The organism is Shewanella holmiensis, assembly GCF_025370255.1.
GTDB lineage: Bacteria > Pseudomonadota > Gammaproteobacteria > Enterobacterales > Shewanellaceae > Shewanella > Shewanella holmiensis.
In genome coordinates this window covers 20,961-41,287 of record NZ_JAMTCD010000017.1, presented here as the reverse complement: position 1 = coordinate 41,287, position 20,327 = coordinate 20,961, and the positions used below count along the sequence as shown (strand labels likewise).

Annotated in this window: 21 protein-coding genes; 16 read left to right on the top strand and 5 right to left on the bottom strand. The window is 40.9% G+C overall.

Going from position 1 to position 20,327, the window contains the following annotated elements; genetic code table 11:
- Positions 1 to 139: 139 nt before the first annotated feature.
- Genes narQ through NE535_RS13050 form a run of 3 tightly spaced genes read left to right on the top strand, consistent with a single transcriptional unit; the run spans position 140 to position 2,612 of the window.
- Entirely contained in the window at positions 140 to 1,852 is a 1,713-nt protein-coding gene (narQ, locus tag NE535_RS13060; RefSeq protein ID WP_261299068.1) for a nitrate/nitrite two-component system sensor histidine kinase NarQ, read from the top strand.
- Positions 1,845 to 2,474 carry a response regulator gene (locus NE535_RS13055; RefSeq protein WP_261299067.1) on the top strand — a complete coding sequence of 210 codons (630 nt, stop codon included), beginning with the start codon at positions 1,845 to 1,847 and terminating at the stop codon, positions 2,472 to 2,474. The genes narQ and NE535_RS13055 overlap by 8 nt, the downstream gene beginning before the upstream one ends.
- 9 nt (positions 2,475 to 2,483) lie before the next feature.
- Positions 2,484 to 2,612: a hypothetical protein gene (locus tag NE535_RS13050; protein WP_261299066.1), complete on the top strand. Its 129-nt coding sequence runs from the start codon at positions 2,484 to 2,486 to the stop codon at positions 2,610 to 2,612.
- Positions 2,613 to 2,649: 37 nt separating this feature from the next.
- Here the strand turns inward: NE535_RS13050 and NE535_RS13045 are convergent, their stop codons facing one another.
- Positions 2,650 to 3,018 (bottom strand): YacL family protein, encoded by a 369-nt coding sequence (locus NE535_RS13045; RefSeq protein WP_261299065.1) that lies wholly within the window; start codon positions 3,016 to 3,018, stop codon positions 2,650 to 2,652.
- 177 nt (positions 3,019 to 3,195) lie between these two features.
- On the opposite strand from NE535_RS13045, the gene NE535_RS13040 reads away from it, so the two are divergent.
- Complete coding sequence (locus NE535_RS13040; RefSeq protein WP_261299064.1) at positions 3,196 to 4,161, top strand: zinc transporter ZntB; 966 nt, start codon at positions 3,196 to 3,198, stop codon at positions 4,159 to 4,161.
- Between the two features lie 65 nt (positions 4,162 to 4,226).
- Here NE535_RS13040 and fkpA read toward each other — a convergent pair whose 3' ends face one another.
- On the bottom strand, positions 4,227 to 4,979 hold the full coding sequence (gene fkpA / locus NE535_RS13035) for an FKBP-type peptidyl-prolyl cis-trans isomerase (RefSeq protein WP_261299063.1): 753 nt from the start codon (positions 4,977 to 4,979) through the stop codon (positions 4,227 to 4,229).
- A gap of 154 nt (positions 4,980 to 5,133) precedes the next feature.
- Between fkpA and NE535_RS13030 the strand changes: the two genes are divergently transcribed.
- From NE535_RS13030 to NE535_RS13000, 7 genes are all read left to right on the top strand, one after another.
- The gene (locus NE535_RS13030) at positions 5,134 to 6,087 is read left to right on the top strand and encodes a WD40 repeat domain-containing protein (protein ID WP_261299062.1); all 954 of its coding nucleotides are present in this window, start codon (positions 5,134 to 5,136) and stop codon (positions 6,085 to 6,087) included.
- Positions 6,088 to 6,107: 20 nt separating this feature from the next.
- Positions 6,108 to 6,320: a SlyX family protein gene (locus NE535_RS13025; RefSeq protein ID WP_188840786.1), complete on the top strand. Its 213-nt coding sequence runs from the start codon at positions 6,108 to 6,110 to the stop codon at positions 6,318 to 6,320.
- 16 nt (positions 6,321 to 6,336) lie between these two features.
- Positions 6,337 to 6,870 carry a peptide deformylase gene (gene def, locus NE535_RS13020; protein WP_371931150.1) on the top strand — a complete coding sequence of 178 codons (534 nt, stop codon included), beginning with the start codon at positions 6,337 to 6,339 and terminating at the stop codon, positions 6,868 to 6,870.
- A gap of 49 nt (positions 6,871 to 6,919) precedes the next feature.
- Positions 6,920 to 8,311, top strand: coding sequence for a COG3014 family protein (locus NE535_RS13015; protein ID WP_261299060.1), 1,392 nt, complete (start codon positions 6,920 to 6,922; stop codon positions 8,309 to 8,311).
- Positions 8,312 to 8,338: 27 nt separating this feature from the next.
- Positions 8,339 to 8,932, top strand: coding sequence for a penicillin-binding protein activator LpoB (lpoB, locus tag NE535_RS13010; protein WP_261299059.1), 594 nt, complete (start codon positions 8,339 to 8,341; stop codon positions 8,930 to 8,932).
- An 87-nt stretch (positions 8,933 to 9,019) separates the two neighbouring features.
- On the top strand, positions 9,020 to 11,671 hold the full coding sequence (pepN, locus tag NE535_RS13005; protein WP_371931151.1) for an aminopeptidase N: 2,652 nt from the start codon (positions 9,020 to 9,022) through the stop codon (positions 11,669 to 11,671).
- 471 nt (positions 11,672 to 12,142) lie between these two features.
- Positions 12,143 to 12,703, top strand: coding sequence for a type II secretion system protein (locus tag NE535_RS13000; protein WP_261299058.1), 561 nt, complete (start codon positions 12,143 to 12,145; stop codon positions 12,701 to 12,703).
- Positions 12,704 to 12,895: 192 nt separating this feature from the next.
- Here NE535_RS13000 and NE535_RS12995 read toward each other — a convergent pair whose 3' ends face one another.
- Positions 12,896 to 14,047, bottom strand: coding sequence for an endonuclease/exonuclease/phosphatase family protein (locus NE535_RS12995; protein WP_261299057.1), 1,152 nt, complete (start codon positions 14,045 to 14,047; stop codon positions 12,896 to 12,898).
- Positions 14,048 to 14,225: 178 nt separating this feature from the next.
- Between NE535_RS12995 and NE535_RS12990 the strand changes: the two genes are divergently transcribed.
- From NE535_RS12990 to NE535_RS12980, 3 genes are all read left to right on the top strand, one after another.
- A complete protein-coding gene (locus NE535_RS12990; protein ID WP_261299056.1) occupies positions 14,226 to 15,599 on the top strand; it encodes a DUF4397 domain-containing protein in 1,374 nt (457 codons plus the stop codon).
- Positions 15,600 to 15,682: 83 nt separating this feature from the next.
- The gene (locus tag NE535_RS12985; protein WP_261299055.1) at positions 15,683 to 16,249 is read left to right on the top strand and encodes a CIA30 family protein; all 567 of its coding nucleotides are present in this window, start codon (positions 15,683 to 15,685) and stop codon (positions 16,247 to 16,249) included.
- Between the two features lie 14 nt (positions 16,250 to 16,263).
- Positions 16,264 to 16,860, top strand: a complete 597-nt coding sequence (locus NE535_RS12980; RefSeq protein ID WP_261299054.1) for an HAD family hydrolase — start codon at positions 16,264 to 16,266, stop codon at positions 16,858 to 16,860.
- A 67-nt stretch (positions 16,861 to 16,927) separates the two neighbouring features.
- Here NE535_RS12980 and NE535_RS12975 read toward each other — a convergent pair whose 3' ends face one another.
- Positions 16,928 to 17,599, bottom strand: coding sequence for a nitroreductase family protein (locus NE535_RS12975; RefSeq protein WP_261299053.1), 672 nt, complete (start codon positions 17,597 to 17,599; stop codon positions 16,928 to 16,930).
- Positions 17,600 to 17,753: 154 nt separating this feature from the next.
- On the opposite strand from NE535_RS12975, the gene NE535_RS12970 reads away from it, so the two are divergent.
- A complete protein-coding gene (locus NE535_RS12970) occupies positions 17,754 to 18,419 on the top strand; it encodes a Rossmann-fold NAD(P)-binding domain-containing protein (RefSeq protein WP_261299052.1) in 666 nt (221 codons plus the stop codon).
- A 357-nt stretch (positions 18,420 to 18,776) separates the two neighbouring features.
- The gene (locus tag NE535_RS12960) at positions 18,777 to 18,953 is read left to right on the top strand and encodes a helix-turn-helix domain-containing protein (RefSeq protein WP_188840795.1); all 177 of its coding nucleotides are present in this window, start codon (positions 18,777 to 18,779) and stop codon (positions 18,951 to 18,953) included.
- Positions 18,954 to 19,055: 102 nt separating this feature from the next.
- On the opposite strand, the gene nqrF is transcribed toward NE535_RS12960, so the two are convergent.
- Complete coding sequence (gene nqrF / locus NE535_RS12955; RefSeq protein WP_261299051.1) at positions 19,056 to 20,273, bottom strand: NADH:ubiquinone reductase (Na(+)-transporting) subunit F; 1,218 nt, start codon at positions 20,271 to 20,273, stop codon at positions 19,056 to 19,058.
- Positions 20,274 to 20,327: the final 54 nt, after the last annotated feature.

Sequence of the window (20,327 nt, the reverse complement as noted above, 5' to 3'; positions counted from 1 at the left end):
CTCACATTTTTTCAAATTTGTTAATGTAATAAAGTGACCGCTAATGTAGAACTCTCTGTTTGCAATACTTGTAGCCTGTTTTAAACAACAAAATATGACACACTTATAACGCAACATATATCAACAAAATGGAACAAAAATGTTAAAGCGCGGTAGCCTTACCTCTACGATTTTTGGACTAATGTTAGTCCTTATTTTACTTTCTTCCAGTTTAGCGCTGTATGCCATTGTTAACTTATCATTTAGCTTAGGTGATTCGCGCGCCATTAATGCCTCGGGTTCACTGCGCATGCAAAGCTATCGATTACTGCTTATGAGTAATTCAGGCAGTAACATCGTTTCAGAGAAAATTAAAGAGTTTGAAAACACGCTAAAATCAGATGTTTTACAAAATTCACTGAAGTGGTACTCCCCAAACCCCTTATCAAATCAGTATCTATTAGTGATCGATAAGTGGCAGGTTATGAAAGCGTATGCTGAGGCGGGTGATACTCGGTCATACCGTGATTCATTGAAGGATTTTGTCGATACTATTGATATTTTAGTGATGGAAATAGAGCTATTTGCGGCCTATAAACTGAAACTATTAGTATTAAGCCAAGTCATAGGCTTAACCTTAATGCTTGCTGTAGCTGCAGTGGCGGTGATTTTTACCCGTAGACGCGTTGTAAAGCCCCTACAACTTTTGATGGATAGTGCACTCACTATTTCACAGGGTAATTTCAAAGTCGATATGCCTAAAACAGATTATATCGAGTTGACCGCATTGAGTAATGCCTTGAAAAAAACGGCCTCAGAATTATCCAATTTGTATGAAGATCTTGAAAATCAGGTCGCCGAAAAAACCTTAGCGCTCACCCGCACCAATAATGAGTTAAATTTTTTGTACGATAACCTTATTATGCTGCATTCCGATCGGTTAGATTACAAAGCACTTAAATCGGCGTTGAATCAGCTGCAAAATTATGAAAATTTAAATTTTCTCAGATTAGTGATTGAGCACGAAGATCAATCGCAAGACATTATTCATGCCAGTAATGGCTGGCCTGAACACATTAAAAACAGTGTGTGCTTCCCTTTACAGTTAGATAAAGTTCGTCAAGGATATCTAGAGGTTATTTCCTCACTACAACTCAATAACCCATTATTTAAAAATTTCGCCGTTATGCTAGCACGGTCGATTACCATCCATAATGCCACCGAACAAAGACAGCAATTAGCCTTGATGGAAGAGCGTGCGGTGATTGCCAGAGAACTTCATGACTCACTAGGGCAATTACTGTCATTTTTAAAAATTCAGGTCAGTTTATTACGCAAAAAGCTACCGGATAATTGTCGTAACGAAGAAGTCGAAAACCAGATTGTTGAAATTAACGATGGGGTAAGTTTTGCCTACGCTCAACTGCGTGAATTATTATCTACATTCCGCTTAACCATTAAAGAGCCCAACTTAAATCACGCTTTAGAAGTCATGCTGGACCAATTACGTTCCCAAACCGATATCCAACTAAGTTTGAATTACAAACTGTCAGCACATTTGCTTGAAGCCAAACAACATATTCATATTTTACAATTAACCCGCGAAGCAACTTTAAATGCAATAAAACACGCAAATGCCAAACATATCGTGATAGATTGTCAGCTATCCGCTTCAGGAATAATCAACATCACGATTTCAGATGACGGTGTTGGGGTATCGCACTTAAAAGAACGAGATCAACATTTTGGGATCGGGATCATGCATGAGCGAGCCAGTAAATTAAATGGGCAATTGTCCTTTAGTGCCAATACACAAGGCGGCACAACCGTTACTCTTAGTTTTCCACCACAGCAGGAGCCTTTAAATGGGTAAACCATATTCAGTACTCGTTGTCGACGATCATCCCTTACTTCGTCGTGGTATTTGCCAACTTATTACATCTGATGGAGATTTCACTTTATTTGGAGAAGCTGGTACAGGTTTAGATGCCCTTACTGCGTTAAGTGATAACGAACCCGATATTATCTTATTAGATTTAAATATGAAGGGCATGTCAGGCTTAGATACGCTTAATGCTATGCGCCAAGAAGGCGTGACTGCCAGAATTGTTATTTTAACAGTATCTGATGCAAAACAAGATGTTATCCGTTTACTGCGCGCTGGCGCTGATGGCTACTTACTCAAAGATACTGAGCCTGAGTTATTACTTGAGCAGCTTAAAAAAGCCATGTTAGGCCATCGCGTGATCAGCGAAGAAGTCGAAGCCTACATGTATGAGTTAAAAAATGCCACTGACGATAACCAATGGATTGAAAGCCTCACGCCACGTGAACTACAAATTCTGCAAGAGCTTGCCGAAGGCAAAAGTAATCGAGTGATATCGGAAGATTTGCATATTAGCGAGGGCACAGTAAAAGTTCATGTTAAAAACTTACTGCGTAAAGCCAACGCTAAGTCACGAACAGAAATGGCGGTTAGGTATTTAAATCAATAGAATAAATAAGTGACAGCAGTTATAGGTACAGATGACTTAAATGATCACGATGTTCGTAAGGACATCGTGATTTATTCTTCAGTGCTAGTGACTATTTTGATGAGCATGGTGTTAGGGAATGCTAGCTCATTTATTTAACGCGCGGGCATAATGCAAAAATGTTCGCGTCATTGTATTATTCTTGAATAAAAACCAACCAACTTTTCAACGCTTTATCAAAATCCTCAAGCCCACAATATCCTTCTGATTCGGCATCATATAAGCCCATGCCCTCTTCGAAATCATGTTCTTCATCAAAATCTATCGCATTTACGAAAATTCGCACCTGCTCTGAATCTGCATCTATAGTCAAATCAGTACCAATGTCGCGCCAAAGGTTAGTTGTTCCTGATATCAATTGCGATATGCTCTCCACAATCTGCTGAGTGCGGATAACATCTGCTCCTAACTCTTCAGCAAACCAGCGTCCAAAAACCTCATGGTCCATTGTGAAATTGGCAAACACAGTGCCATCAAGACGATTACGTCGAAATTCGTATTCCATTTTTTACTCTTATTCAATTGAGAAACGCGCTTAAACCGTTTTATCCTATTTTAAACCATAAATGATATTTTGCCGCAGATGAAAACACGATAACTACTGGGTGATTACCTTAAAATATCGTAAAGTGAGGCTATCAATAAGGATTAATTGATAAAATCCGCTATTTAAGGAATCGCCATGCACAATGGATTTATTTATTGCTTACTCATGACAGGCCCCAATGCAGGCCAATCTTTATCAAAAGAGCAATTAGCCGATTGGAAACCCGAAGATGGTTTACTGTGGGTGCATTTAAAATATAAGTCGACCGATTCTCGCCATTGGCTATCCAAACAGGGGCTGGGAAAAGCTGAATTAGATACTCTGCTTGCCGCTGATACACGCCCTAGGGTTGTTCATTCAAACAATGGCATGCTGCTAACCTTACGCGGCGTTAACCTCAACCCTAACTCAGATCCGGAAGATATGGTATCAATCCGTATTTATACTGAAGAGCATAGGATCATCTCCACCTGTGAACGCCAACTGCATTCTGTGATTGATGTTGCTGAAAAAATTAAGGCGGGAAAAGGCCCGGTCGATAGTGCAGGCTTTATCTTGTCGGTAACAGAGCAATTAACCCTCCGCCAAGTAGATTTCATTCATAAAATTGAAGACGTACTTGATGAACTAGAAGAGCTTGTGGTAACCACGGCAAATAAAACACTGAGAACCGATATCGCAGAGCTAAGAAGACAAACGGTGGTTATTCGACGTTACCTTGCACCACAACGTGAAGCATTAACAAAAATACTCCACGAAAATAGTTTACTGTTAGATGACAATGACAAAATTCGCTTTAGAGAAATTCAAGAAAATCTTATCCGCGTGATTGAAGATTTGGATGTGGTACGTGATCGTGCAAGTGTTACTCATGAGGAACTATTGTCAAAACAATCTGAACAACTTAATCAGCGATTGTATTTTTTATCACTGATTTCTGCGGTATTTTTACCATTAGGCTTTTTTACAGGGTTACTTGGGGTCAATATTGGCGGGATACCAGGAGCTGAAACCAATTGGGCATTCGCCGCTTTTTGTGCAGGATTGATCACATTAATCGGTATACAAATGTATGTATTCTATCGGTTAAAGTGGATTTAACCATACCGTTTTAGAACATAAAAAAGGGCGCTATCTGCGCCCTTTTTCATTAGTATCAAAGTTAATTATTTTGCAGGCGCTTCAACAGCAACCGCTTTTTCAATTGACAGTAATTCGACTTCAAACACTAACGTTGAGTTAGCAGGAATAGTACCAGTATCACGATCGCCGTAAGCTAATTCAGCTGGGATAACAAACTTATACTTAGCCCCAACATTCATTAACTGTACGCCTTCGGTCCAGCCTGGAATAACGCGATTCAGTGGAAACTTAGCTGGTTCGCCACGAGCATAAGAGCTATCAAACTCAGTACCATCGGTTAACGTACCACGGTAATGCACTTCTACAGTATCTTCTGCAGCAGGCTTATCACCTTCGCCAGCAGTTAATACTTCATACTGTAAGCCAGACTCAGTGGTAACAACGCCTTCTTTTGCTTTATTGTCACTTAAGAATTTTTGACCTTCTTCAACCGCTTTAGCCGCTAATGTTTCAGCTTGCTCTAAACGTTTGTCGTTTAATTTTTTGTCTAAACCTTGTAATACGGTTTGCATTTCTTCTTCAGTTAGGTCAGTTGTATCGGCTAAACCATCACTGAATCCTTGAATAATCAATGAACGGTCAACAGCAAATCCTAATTCTTCTTGTTCTTTGATATGACCAGACATGTACTTACCGATAGACGCACCAACACTGTAAGCTTCTTTTTGAGCTTCAGTTGTTAGCTCAACTTTTTTCGCTACAGCTTCTTCTTGGTTACATGCAGAAAGACCAACAACGGCCAATGCAACTAACGATAATTTGTAAATTGATTTCATTAAAGCTTCCTCAGCATCCTTAAGTGGTTACAATAAGCACATGACTGTCTGTTCTAAGACAATTAGGCTAATGTTAGTAGGCCACTTTATACTAACTATTTGTGATATACCATTGGGTTGAGTCCTTATGGACAACTTTTTAAGGAGCAAGTTCATGTATCGCGTTTTACTGATGTTTTTTTGCTCGTTTTTTTTGTTTGCCTGCCACCCTAATGCCGACCACTCTGTGGTATTAACCTCTGACGCGACGTATAGCGCCACATTATCTCAAGATGGTCAATATGCGCTTATTAGCACAGCTAACAATGGCGTGCAGCTATGGTCATTGACAGAAAACAGCATCAAATACCATTGGATACATGGCGCAACAAATAGCAGTAATGTATTTGATACCGCGATTGCTAATAATAGTGCTTATGCCGCGACGCTTTCGAGTGACTCACTGGCACTGTGGGATTTAGCAACAGGCCAGTCTGTCGGTTGGTGGACCCTGCCGTCATATGCTCAAAGTGTTGCCGTGGCTAGTAATGGCCATGCATTAGTAGGCTTAGCTGATGGTTCGGTCATGTCGCTAAAACCCAATAACCAAGGCTTGATTCAATTCTTAGGCCATCAAGAAAAAGTTAATAGTGTGGCAATTTCTGATGATGGCTTGGTCGCATTAAGTGGCGGCAATGATGGTCAAATTAGATTATGGCAAACCCAAACAGGACAACCATTACAACAATGGCAGCTCAGTTCACGCATAACCAAAGTAGCTCTTAGCGGCGATGGTAAATTGAGTTTTGCCGGAGACATTACTGGGAATGCAGCTATTTGGCTGTCATCGACAAGTGAATCAGTTAGTAAACTAGCCATATATCGTCGCCAAATGAACTTCTCTACTGCCCGGTTTGTGAATAAAAACACGCAAATACTCACGGGAACACCGTCTAAGGAAGTGTTTTTGTGGCAAGTTAGCTCAGGCGAGCGAATAAAAAGATGGCAAGTTCAAGTGACTAAAAACAGCCAAAATAGAGGTGCTGTAGTATACTCTGTTACCCAGCCCACACCCCAAACGGTCAGCAGTGTGAGCAGCCAAGGTTTATTAGAAACTTGGCAATTATAAATGTTATTTACGAGGTTTTGATGGAACAGCTGTTAGCCAAAATTGATGACTTAGAAACAAAAATGTCATTTCAAGAAATTACCTTAGAAGAATTAAACCAAGAAGTGATCAAACTTAACGATCTGGTCGCACGTCAGCAGCATCAAATCATGCTAATGGTGAGTAGATTGCAAGCTATTGAACCTAGCAATATGGCCAGCCAAGCCGATGAAACGCCACCGCCACATTATTAAAACCTGCCATTTTTAGGTGTTTCAAAAGGGAATGATCATGTCAAACTCAGCGGTTTTGCCTATTGCCACTGTTGGCGAAAAAATATTAGCCCAACATGCACAAGCTGTTACTGTGTTTGATGTTTCCATTCAATCACTTGCTGATGATATGCTTACCACTATGTTGGCAGCTAATGGAGTGGGTATTGCCGCACCACAGGTGTTTAGTTCTGCCGCCATGTTTATCATGGCATCAAGACCGAACCCACGCTACCCCGACGCCCCAAATATGCGCCCAGTTGTAGTGATCAATCCACGTATTCTAGAAACCTCAACACAAATGGAACTTGCTGAAGAAGGCTGTTTATCGATTCCTGATCAAAGGGTAAAAATATGGCGGCATGCGCAGATAAAGGTGCAATACCATGATCTAAATGGTAATTTAATCTCTGACATACTCGTTGGGTTTGTTGCGCGTATTTTTCAGCATGAATTTGACCATATTCAAGGTATAACCTTACTTGAGCGCAGCAACATGCCTGAACAACAACGACCTGATACGGTTAACTAATTTCGGTATTTATAGCACTCCATCGGCAAGGGTCCAAAGGTGATAATGAATGAAACTGCGAATTAACTTGCTCCCTCGCTCAACCATTATCAGTTTATTGATGTGTTTGACCTTATCAGGCTGCGCATTTAACAGTATCTTTATCAGTTACCCTTCACAAATCGCCCCCTATAAACAGCAATTAAATAGCCCAACGGCTAACGTTAACCTTGATGCAATAGCTAAAGAAATCACCTCAAATGACGGCCTGCTGTATGCTCAGGAATCGGGGCGAATGGCGCAAATTAATGGCCAGTTTGATAAAAGTAAAACCTACTACGAACAAGCCATTGCAGCGTATAAAGCCTTCGATGATCAGGCGAAGGTTAGCGTTTCAGATATGGGAGCAAAAGCCAGCAGCTTACTGCTTAATGATAATGCTATTCCCTATCGCGGCCCGGGCTATGAGCGGATCATGCTGCATCAATATCAAGCGCTTAATTATTTATTTGCCGCAGATGCGCAAGGCGCAATGGTTGAAGTCAGGCGCAGTAATGAGTTACAAGCTAGTGAGCAAGCTCGCTATCAAAAATCGCAAAAGTCTGTACAAGCAATGGCAAATGGCACCATTGATGCCGAAGTGAATAAACTGGGGAAAACTGCCGGTACTGTCACCAGTTCATTTTTAAATGCTTACAGTTATTACACCACGGGGTTGCTTTATGAATTACTCGGCCAACCCAATGATGCCTTCATTGATTATCGAAAAGCGGCCCAAATATCCCCGAATAATCATTACTTGCAGCAAGATTTAGTGCGACTTGCAAAACAATTATCCATGCCACAATATGATGAATTCAAACGTCGCTGGGGGGACGCCCAATTAGCCAAAGCGGGTCAAGGACAAGTAGTCATGTTAATAGAGCGTGGTTTTGTACCTGAAAAACAAAGCCTAACCGTACCTTTTACCATTGATGGCAACTGGCAAACTATTTCGCTAGCAACATATCAATCATCTGGGCGGCAAGCTGCTCCTGCAACAGTACAAGGGCTAGGTACTGTGTTAAAAGCACAACCCATTGCCAATATTGATGCACTTGCAATCAATGCCTTAAAAGAAGATTTACCAGCGGCCTTGGTAAGACAAGCGCTGCGGGTATATGCTAAAGCAGAAATGGCCCAAAGTGTAAGAAGTGACAGTAAGCGTCGAAATGATCAAATTGATGCCGGCGCTATCGCGATGCAAATTTTTAACGTGATAACTGAACAAGCGGATCGCAGAAGCTGGTTAACCTTGCCTCAACAGGCTCAAATTGCCAGACAATACGTTGACCAGGGCCAATATGACATCAGCTTAGGCAACGCACAAAATACCAAAATTGAAGTAAAAGCTGACAAAACCACATTAATTTGGATTATAGACACTGGTAATCGTACCCGTTTTTATTCAATAATCCTGTAATTGCACTATCAACTAATGGAATTGATTATGAAACCAATGAAACTAATATTTGTTCTTGCTGCCGTGCTAGGTCTTGCTGCATGTCAATCGAAAGTAGAATACGGCGATGCCACTGAAGTCGAAACCGTTAATGAGAACTTTGGTTCTTCCGATTTACAAGCCATTACCGCCAAAATGGTTGATAGCATGTTGACCTTCCCACCCGTGGTTGCCATGACGCAAAATGATCGCCCAATCATTTTTGTCGATAAAATTAAGAATAAAACCTCTGAACATATCGATACTGAATCTGTAACCGATTCAATCAGCAACAAACTATTACGCTCAGGTAAATTCCGCTTTATTGATATGACTAAAGTGGATTCTGTGCGTAAACAATTAGATTACCAAAACAATGCCGGCATGGTTGACCCCACCACCGCCATTAAATTTGGCCGCCAAATTGGTGCGCAATACATGCTTTACGGCAATTTATCTAGCATCGTCAAGCAAGATGGCAGTACCACAGATGTATACTACAAAATGACCATGCGCTTAATGGATTTAGAAACAGGCTTAATTGAGTGGTCTGATGAAAAAGAAATCCGTAAATCTAAGTCTAAATCGTTTTTAGGTATGTAAAATACCCACTATCATTTTTTAAGCCGACATTCGTGTCGGCTTTTTATGTTTTAACGACTTTCAATACCGCAGTAAGGGAACACTTACGTGAAATCGCTACACTCTTCGATATTAACACTGGCCGGTATCGGCTTATTGGCCTCCACCCTATCAGGCTGTAACAGTACCTCTTCCACCACGGCTAGCCAAAGAGATAATTCACCTTATATCAGCCAATTTCAAGCAAGTGAACGGGCTAGAGTGATCAGTAATGTCGATTATCAACTGACGTTTTTTCTCAGTGAACAAAGTCAATTTAGAGCCAAATCAACCGTCAACTTTGACCTAACAGGCACGGCTAAAAACCTCACTTTAGATTTAAACAAAGCCAATATTTTATCCATGCTAGTAAATGGGACTAAAATTTACCCTAACTACAACGGCAGTTATATTACCTTAAGCCCATCTTTGTTGCAGTCGGGCACAAACAGTATTGAGATTGAGTTTACCCGGGAACACAGCACTAATGGAGAAGGTTTGCACAGATTTGTCGATCCTGTTGATGGCAAAGTCTACCTTTACTCACATTTTGAACCCGCTGCTGCCCAGCAAATGTTTGCGGTATTTGATCAACCTGATTTAAAAGCCACTTTTGAATTAACAGTTCAAGCGCCTAAAGACTGGCAAGTCATTAGCGCAATGCGTGAATCTAGCATTAGCCCTAACGGCAATAATAATATTTGGACTTTTCCTGCATCACCAAAACTAAGCCCATATAATTTCTCACTGCATGCAGGCCCTTACCATGTCTGGCAAGATGATAGCGGCCCCTATCCAATGCGCCTTTTTGCTCGCCAATCCGTGACCGAGCAAGTGACGCCAGAAGACTGGTTTAACTATACCAAACAAGGCCTTTATTTCTTCGACCGCTATTTTGGTATTCCTTATCCATTCAAAAAGTACGATCAAGTCTTAGTACCTGACTTTTTATATGGCGCAATGGAAAATGCCGCAGCCATTACCTTCGCTGAAGATAAATTTCTGTTCAATGCCAAAATGACAGCCTCGCAAAAAGAGCGCTTAGCTGGCGTGATCATGCATGAAATGGCACATCAGTGGTTTGGGGACTTAGTCACCATGAAATGGTGGAATGGCTTGTGGCTGAATGAAAGCTTTGCAGCCTTCATGGGCACACTTGCTACTGCTGAAGCGACTGAATTCAGCCACGCCTGGCGCACTTTTTATGCCTCAGGTAAACAACGCGCTTACGAACTAGACTCACTGGTGACCACTCACCCGATAGAAGTGCCCGTTGCGACCACGCAAAATGCGTTTGATAACATAGATGCCATCACCTACCAAAAAGGGGCATCGACCTTAAAGCAGTTACGCCACTTGCTCGGTGAAGAAACATTCCGACAAGGTGTAAGGCAGTATTTGACCCAATTTAGTTATCAAAATGCTGAGTTAGACGACTTTATTGGCAGCTTAGCTAAAGCCAGTAATGTAGACCTCAGACAATGGACCCAAGAATGGTTATACAAAGCTGGGGTTAATAGTATTCAAGCCGAGTATATGTGTACTAATGGGGTAATAAGTGAATTTCAACTCGTGCAACGTCCTGTTAGTGATGAGTTTCCAACATTGCGTCAGCAAAAAGTAAAAATTGGCTTACTTTATCAACGCCGTCATGGCTTAGATAACCACCAAACAGCCATTGTTACCTACAAAGGCGAGTATACTGAAGTACCAGAATTGGTAGGTGAAGCTTGCCCAGATTTAGTGTATCCAAACTTGGATGATTGGGGCTTTGTGAAAGTAAACCTTGATAAGCGCTCAATGAATACCGCTAAGCAATCACTGAACAAAGTGCATGATCCATTACTGCGTTCAATGCTATGGCAAAGTATGTGGGACAGCGTAGTTGAAGGACAGGCACCGCTGAACGACTTTATCAATGTGGCGTTGATTAACGCACCGCTTGAGCAAGATTACACCATTTTAGGTCAGGTGATTTCAAACCTATATCGAGCAAAAACAATGCTGGATTTAATGCAGCCAGCCCACAAGCAATACAATGATAAAGTCAGCCGAGCATTAAGCCAAATGAGCTTACGCATGGCAATGGAACATCATCAAAACAGCGATTTTCAACGTCGATGGTTTGCCGCATACATACACTTTTCATCACAATCAGCATCCTTGTCTCACCTTGAACAATTATTGACAGGAAAATCGACAATACGAGGCTTAAGCTTAGATCAAGACCTGCGTTGGGATATTATCAAACAACTTAACCGTTTTGATTACGGCAACGCCCATATCCTATTGATGCAAGAAAAAGCCAAGGACAAATCAGATTCAGGTGAAAAAGCGGCATTGGCTGCTGAGGTTATTCGGCCACAAACACAATTAAAGCGCCAATGGTTGAATACAATCGCCCACAACGAAGCTGTACCATTTTCTAAGTTAAGGGTAGCCATGTTTAATTTATACCCTTCAGAGCAAAACTTACTTAGCGCAGCAACTGCCGAACAACGTTTAGCAGAGCTAATAGAGCTTGATAAAAAAGGGCCGGTATTTATGCGCAGCTATACTCAGGCTTTGATCCCACAGGCTTGTTCAACTGATAATATTTCCATGATAGATCAGGTGCTCAATACCCAAACAGGATTGTCTAAATTAACTCGCCGCGCGTTACTAGAAACCCGACAAAACGAGTATCGCTGCATTAACATTAAACAGCAAATAAGCCGCTAGGCTTATCAATCTTAATGCAAGATAGCCAGCACAATGGCTGGCTATCTTGCATTAACACTAATAAAAAACCTTCGCTCATCACAACTAAATGATGTTCGTGAGCCTTATTTAATTTTCATTCTGGCTTAATAGACTCTGTGAATGCCACTGGAATTATCCCCTCGAAATAACGCCTTTAGTAGATTAACGATGTCGTTAAAGGGTAAATTCGTAAGTGAATAACAGCACAAAGTTGACAATATCACTCGAACGAACCACCTCTTGCTACCTAGTTATTTTTTAGACGGTGTCTAGGTCTGCGCGGAACCTATAAACGACAACGTCTGCACAAAAATGTAACACAACCAATGACACTGCCCATAACATATTCATTTGATATAACTCTCATTTCAGAGATTTAAAACTTGAGCTTACTAGAAATTGGTGCGTATACAGTATACAATTTGACGTCACATTTTTTAGGTTAAAATTATGAATGCAAAAGGTTTTACATTAATCGAATTGGTTACCATTATTATCATTCTCGGTATTATGTCGGTATTAGCATTACCTCGCTTTATTAATTTATCTCAAGATGCGCATGATAGTGTTGCTCAATCTACTTTCGCTTCTTTTTCCAGTGCCGTGGGTTTGTATCACAATTGTTGGTCAGCCAATGGTGCACAGGGTTATGTAAAAAACTTAGCTTGTTTTGGCGCGGGAAATATTGATTCAACCGTGACAGGTTTCCCTTTGGGTGAAGATACTGAAGCGTCTAGCAATGAAGGGACACAACTCAATGGTGATGATTGTGCTAATATTTGGAATGGTTTACTGGATAATGACTTTACACTAGCTATGCATAACGACGCTTCATTTACTGCAGGTAATGACATCATCTATTGGTACATGGGTGGAGAAGTTGCCAACCCTGGTACTTATTGTTATTACAATTATATCGCTGATGATACAGCAAAAGGTCAAGAAAACTGGCAATTACGTTATTACCCTGGTACGGGAAAAACTGAAATACGTAAAGCGACATTAGGTTAGTCTTCTTCATTTAATAGCCTCATTTACTTTCATTAACAAGTCGCAAAAAGCTATTTTTATCGCTTCAGAAATAACATTCTGACGCCAGTGAAAACACCTTTATGACCAAGTAACAAAAATATCTGCTTTAGGCCATACAAAAAACAATCATGATAATCATGCGAGGTTAAATAAAGATATCGGCCAAAACGACTAACGTAAACTAAATGTCATCATAATAGGGGCATGATCTGTACTGTCACTGTCACGCTCAAAATCAGGTCGAACTAGATGTCGGTCAAAGGTTTGATAATGTTCGATGTGAGCTAAGTTTTTCAATTGTTTAGGGTCAAACTCACTTGAAACCAAAATATAATCTAACACCGACCCTTCACTTCCATAATAATGGGTTGCTTGTCTTGAGCTAACGATGGGGTTATCAGTAAAGCTTGTCGACTCATCTTCATCGGAAGCCAAACTGACATTACATTTGGTTGTCGCTTTATGTAACTCATAACTATCATAAAGACGACATTGATTTAATTCGGCAAATAATTGCTGCTCACTTAAACCCGCCAACTGTTTGTCTTCAATATCACTTCGATAAACCCGTAAATTTTGATGAAATGCTGCCAGTAAATCACTGTGTAATTTATCATTAAAATCGCCCATTAAAATGAATGGATGACCTTTCAAATGACGTCTAACTAGCATTTGATGGCACAACAATGTTGCTTCGTTTCCTCGTTGTAAACTGGATGCCCAACGCCCTAGTACTTGCCTTGCGATAAAATCAGCCGCACCTGAAGAGCCTGAATGGGCTAAATCCTCTTTATCAAAACCACTGCGTTTTGATTTTAAATGAATCACATAGCAATCACAGGGACCAAATAGGGGTAGGTCAATAGTCGCGCGCAAAGGTTGGCGGCTAAATTGAAACTGAGCTAGCCCTAACGCTTCACAAGCTGCGTCATCCACAGCCACATTGGCCATTTCAATGATAGGATAACGTGACGCTAATGCCACCACAGGATGACGATAAACATAATCACTTTCTACCTGTGGTTCATCCAATACTGCAAAATGCACGTAGCCTAATGGTCGCAATAACGCCTGCAACTCCTCGGGACTAAACACTTCTTGAAATCCAATGATGTCAGGTTGATTTTCCATCAAAAAATCACTGAGCCAGGCGCACTTTTTTTGCCATTGTTGCGCACTATAAATGTTTTCAAAATCGTAATAGGCATTCGGTGGCGCAATAAAATTAAATAAATTTATTGAGGCAACACGATATTGAATTGCGACAGCAGGAGAAGATGACAAATTAATTAAGTTCTGTTGTTCGATTATGACAAACATCATAGGCGCAAACCTTAAATGTCTCAATAACCTTAAAAACCAAAAACAATTAAATAAATTAAAATCAGTAGCTTATAATAAAAAGCAAATAAAATTCATTTATTTGTTAGTTTTTTGTGAACCACTAAAAATATCTTCCCGTATAAAAATTCGTCACATTACTCTACGAGGAATTACTCAAATGAAACGGATTTATCCCTTTGCGTTATGCGTATCAATGATTGGTTTAACCGCGTGTTCTGACGATGATGATGTTGTTCAACAAGTCACGCCGACACCTGCGCCAGTTGAACTTTCGCATGTGCGTGTCATTCACGCTGGTAGCGATGCTCCAATGGTTAATGTTATGGCCAATGGTGCAGAGCTACTTGCTGATGTTGACTACGCAATGTCCAGTGGGCTTCTTGAAGTCAATTCTGCTACCTTTGATATCGATGTCGATGCAATTCTAGCTGATGGTTCAACCGCTACCGTTTTGGAAGCACAGTTAATTGCTGAAGATAAAATGGAATATACCGCTGTCGCATTAGGCAATGTTGCTGATGAAAGCTTAATGCTAAAACTTGTAGAGAATCCAATGGCAGACATCGCCAGTGGCTATGCAAGGGTGCAGGTACTTCATGCCTCGCCAGCTGTTGGTTTAGTTGATGTTTATGTAACCGCTCCAGGTACTGATATTACCAGCATGTCAGCTACACTGTCAGCCGATTACATGGATGCTAGCCCACAACTTGAAGTGGCTGCAGGAGATTATCAAATCCGCATTACAGCAGCGGGCTTGAAAGATGTTGTATATGACTCAGGAACTGTTTCGTTAGCTGATATGCAAGACTACTTTATTAGTGCTATTCCAAATACTTGGTCTGGTATGTCACCTGTAGCACTTCATGTCGCATTACCTGAAGGTCAGGTGATCTTAAATGACGTTAGTAGCGGCGCTGATTTACGTGTTGTTCATGCGGTTGCAGATGCTCCTGCAGTAGATGTGTTCCTTGATGGCAGCACAACACCAGCAGTAAACATGTTGGCATTTGGCGAAATTGCTGGATATGTCAATGTGCCTGAAGGTGCGCACACAGTCACAGTGGCGGCAGATGCCGATAACACTGTGGTTGTTATTGATGAGGCCGCAGTCGATTTAACCCTAGGCATGAGCTACAGTGCATTAGCGGTAGGTTCATTATCAGACAACATGATTGAGCCGTTGGTATTAATGGATAACACTAGACGTGTTGCGACTGAAGCAAAACTGACAGTGACTCATGCAGCTTACTCTGCACCTGAAGTGGATATTTACCTCACCGCAACAGCAGACATCAGCGAAGCAAGCCCAGCTCTTGAAGACGTACCATTTAAAGCATCATCAGGCAGCATTAGTGTAGCACCAGGCACGTATACAATTAGTGTCACTGTTGCAAACACAAAAGATGTCGCTATTGGTCCATTAGAAGTCACTTTAGATGCTGCAGGCATATATGGTGTAGCTGCTGTAGACAATGTCGGTGGCGGTGCACCATTTAGTGTGATCCTTTTAGATGACTTCACCGTAATGTAGTTTGTTCATCCACTATTTTTCTCTGTGAAACCCTTTAGGCTTATCTTTAACCCAGATAAGCCTTTTTTTTAATGGGAATAACCATGATAAAATTTATCAGTGCGAGCTTTTTCTGTATCTTCAGCCACACAGCATTAGCGGCTAACTTATCGAATGAGGAAACCATGAAATTGAATTTTGCCAGTGACTTCGATTTACGTCATACCCAAATTAATAACGATACAGTGATGGGCGGCCTATCTTCAAGTCGAGTCAGTATCAATAATGATGCAGTTAACTTTACCGGCTTAGTGTCACTCGATAATAACGGTGGTTTCGCTTCAACTCAGTTTAATGTAATCAATAAAATCCATACCGCCACTCGCTGCAAATTGCTTGTTAAAGGGGATGGAAAGCGCTATCAGCTCCGATTAAAAACAGCAGCATTACAATTTGGCGAAGCATTTATTGCAGAATTTACTACACTGGAAGGTGAGATCAGCGAACACATTTTTACTGTTGACGATTTTCGTATTGGCTTTCGTGGACGCACCATTCAAAATGGTCCTGCGTTAGACTTTGCCAAAGTGGAAAAAGTGGGCATTTTAATCGCAGACAAACAACAAGGCAGTTTTAGTATTGATTTACATACTATCGCATTTGAAAAATAAGGTTAATTGACTCTATGATCCACGGTATTATTTTTGATCTAGACGGAACATTAGTAGAGTCCAGTTTAGACTTTGCCCTTATAAAGCAACAAATAGGCTGCCCTACCGATCAAGATTTATTAACCTTTATAGACCAACTCAATTGCCCCATTACTCAGCAACGAGCCAATGACATTGTGCTTGAGCATGAAAATAGAGATGCCAACACAGCAAAGGCTCTGACTGGTATGGTGGAGTTATTAAACTACATCAATCGTCAAAACTTACCCTGCGCAATTGTCACGCGTAACAGTAAAACCGCCAGTGAAATGAAGTTAAAACAAAACAATATCAACATTGATATTGTACTCACCCGCGAGTGCTACCCCGCAAAACCTGCGCCTGATGCGTTAAACGCGATAGCAGATCAGTGGCAAATACATCCCAAAAACCTGATCTATGTCGGTGATTATTTATATGATATTCAAGCGGCAAATAATGCAGGGATGATTGCCTGCTTTATTAATCATGGTATTGATACCCACTATCAACACTTAGCGGATGTCATTGTAAAAAGCCTTGCTGAATTATTAACAATACTGAAAAAACACGGCATAAAAAAGGCGCTGTAACAGCGCCTTCATCAATCATTGTTAACATTAATAATCAAGACTAACGTTAAAATAATCTCAGCCCTGGTTAAATAAACTCACAAATATCATGCAGTGCTTTTTTATCTAATGCATGCACAGGTACTGTCGCATCATCAGCGGGGTAGCCAGCAATAATCAACATATATGGACGCTCATTGTCATTATCTCGACCACAGATTTTTGATAAAAAACTCATCGGCTTCGGAGTATGAGTTAAGGTGGCAAGGCCTGCATGATGCAGCGCTTGTATTAAAAAACCAGTAGCAATCCCCACAGACTCATGCACATAATAATTTGTTTTTTGCTCACCCTCGTCTTCTTTACGTTTTTGGCTAAAAATAGCAATTAACCAAGGTGCATGTTCTAAGTAGGGCTTATTGGCATTGGTTCCTAAAGGTTTTAATGCGTTAAGCCATTCGTCACCCGCTCGCCCAGCATAAAAAGCCTGCTCTAAGGCTTCTGCTTGTTGACGAATTTGCGCTTTCACCTCAGGACTTTTAATCGCAACAAAATGCCATGGCTGATGGTTAGCACCATTCGGCGCGGTACCTGCTGCCAAAATGCACTGTTCAATAATAGCTTGCGGAACGGGCCTTTCTGAAAACTTTCGAATCGAATGTCGACGCTTTACTTGTTGATAATTTTCCTGCGCCCTAGCTAACATTTCATCTTGGGAATATTCAATAAAATCGTTTAGCGGAATATGTTCATTTGACATTGTCGGTCCTTGAAAAATGCGAAAGTTTAGCCAAAGAAATACTATGCCACAGATAAGTCATAAAAAGAAAACCGACTTGTATCAATCCATTGATTGCAACTAATTCATTAGCTAGATACAGTAAAGTAAGCGTGTTTTATAAGGATTTAACAAAATGATAGCTGCGATCATAGGCGCAACAGGGTTAGTGGGAAAGTCTTTATTAGAGTTGTTACTGGATAGCGAGCTTTATCAAAAAGTTTACGTGCTAGGGCGTTCTAAACCCCAGCTAGCAGCGCATCATTGGGGGGAAGAAAAACTGCATTATATTGCGTGCCAGTTAGATGAGCTGCATGAAATTGAACTACCCGAAACCATAGACCACGCTTTTTGCTGCTTAGGTACCACGATTAAACAAGCAGGAAGCCAACAAGCTTTTATTGAAGTTGATAAATTAGGCGTACTGGCCTTTGCAAAGCTGGTGCATAAACAGCAACACTCCAAATTGGTTTTTCAAGTGATCAGTGCCTTAGACGCCAACCCTAGATCCAGTGTATTTTATAATCGAGTTAAAGGTGAAATGGAGCAACAACTTGCACAATTACAATTACCCTATTTACAGATTTTTCAACCAAGTTTATTGATAGGTCAACGAGAAGATAGCCGCCCTGCAGAGCAAATTGGCCAATGGCTATTTGCATTTACCTCATTGTTTTTTATTGGACCTTTACTAAAATACAAACCTATTCATGGCTCTGACGTAGCTAAGGCCATGTTTGATTGTGCACAAAAAGAATTGCCTTCCCTAACCATTATTGATAATAAAAGCTTACATCAATAATGCATTTTTCAACCTTCTATCGCAGATTGTCTATACTACATAAACCACCAATCCCTAGGGGCTGTAGATCTTTGCTGGTGGAATGTTGTTCGAGATAAAAACGAATTAATCGCGGCGAGCGGAGTGCAGCCTAGCAATCTAAGCACTCTTTGTTGGTAAAAAGTTCACTCAACAAACCGCAATTCGTTTTAGCCGAATCCTTCGGACAGCGTTTGTTGGCTATTTTTACGGCGTTATTGGCTTATTATGTCGAATACACAGCAAAGCCTCTGCCTTGTATGAATGGCCAGCAATTCGCTGCAAAAACGACCTTGAAAGATCAATAGACCCGAGTAACATTTACTGCTGGAGAAAACAATGAGCGATAAATTATTAACCCTTGAAGAAGTGTGTAAAATTTTAGATAAAAGCCCAGCTACAATTAAGCGTTATGCCAGAGAAAACTTATTGTCCAGCCACCAAGATGGTGATGAATTGACCTTCCCCGAAGGTGAAGTCATGCGTTACTTAGATTTTTCTAAACGCTTGGGGTAATACTAGTGGGAAATCCCCCCCCTGAACACGTATGTAGCCACTTGATTCAAAGATAAAAAAGGGAAAGCTCTGCTTTCCCTTTTTTATACCACTTAACAGGCCCTAGTCACCAAAGTCATCTAGTAGAATATTTTCTGACTCGACACCTAGGCTTTCCAATAACCCAATAACCGATGAGTTCATGATTGGAGGGCCACACATATAAAACTCACAGTCCTCTGGTGACTTATGGTTTTTAAGGTAGTTTTCAAATAACACATTATGAATAAAACCCGTGTAACCAGTCCAATTATCTTCTGGTAAGGGATCTGACAGCGCAACGTGCCATTCAAAATTATCATTTTCAGCCGCTAGCATATCAAAATCTTCTTGATAGAAAATTTCACGCTTTGAACGAGCACCGTACCAGAAAGTCATTTTACGATTGGTTTTAACCCGTTTTAGCTGATTAAAAATGTGTGAACGCATGGGGGCCATCCCCGCACCGCCACCAACAAATACCATTTCAGCATCGGTTTCTTTGACAAAAAACTCACCAAATGGACCTGAAATAATCACCTTATCGCCGGCTTTTAAATTAAAGATATATGATGACATTTTGCCTGGTGGTAAATCATCAGATGGCGGCGTAGCAATACGCACATTCAACATAATCCGGCCTTTTTCATCCGGATAATTCGCCATTGAATAAGCACGTAATACGTCTTCATCTACCTTTGAAACAAGCTTAAATAAATCGTATTTTTCCCAGTCATCACGGTACTCAGCTGGAATATCAAAATCAGCATAGCGAACTTCATGCGCTGGCGCTTCAATTTGAATATAGCCACCCGCTTTAAAGAGCACCTCTTCACCCTCAGGTACTTTTAGCAATAATTCTTTAATGAAAGTCGCTTGGTTATTATTCGAGATAACCTCACACTCCCACTTTTTCACCCCAAAGACTTCTTCGTCGATTTCCAGCTCCATGTCGCTACGCACAGCAACCTGACAAGCAAGGCGACAACCTTCTTTCGCTTCTTTTTTGGTAATATGTTCAAGCTCTGTGGCAAGAATATCACCGCCACCCGATTTCACTGTGACACGGCACTGTCCACAAGTACCACCGCCGCCACAGGCAGAAGGAATAAAGATATTATTACCGGCTAATGCGCCCAGCAATTTATCACCCGCGGGGGTGCGTACAGCCTTTGACGCATCATCATTAATACCGATGGTCACCGCACCCGTGTTCACTAATTTACTTTTGGCGATTAAAATCACCATCACTAGCAGGCTTACTACTATGGTAAACATGCCAATACCAATTGCCATTTCCATTAAATGCACCTTCTCATAAATCTGTCATTTTGCTGTAAGGAATTCATATGCTGT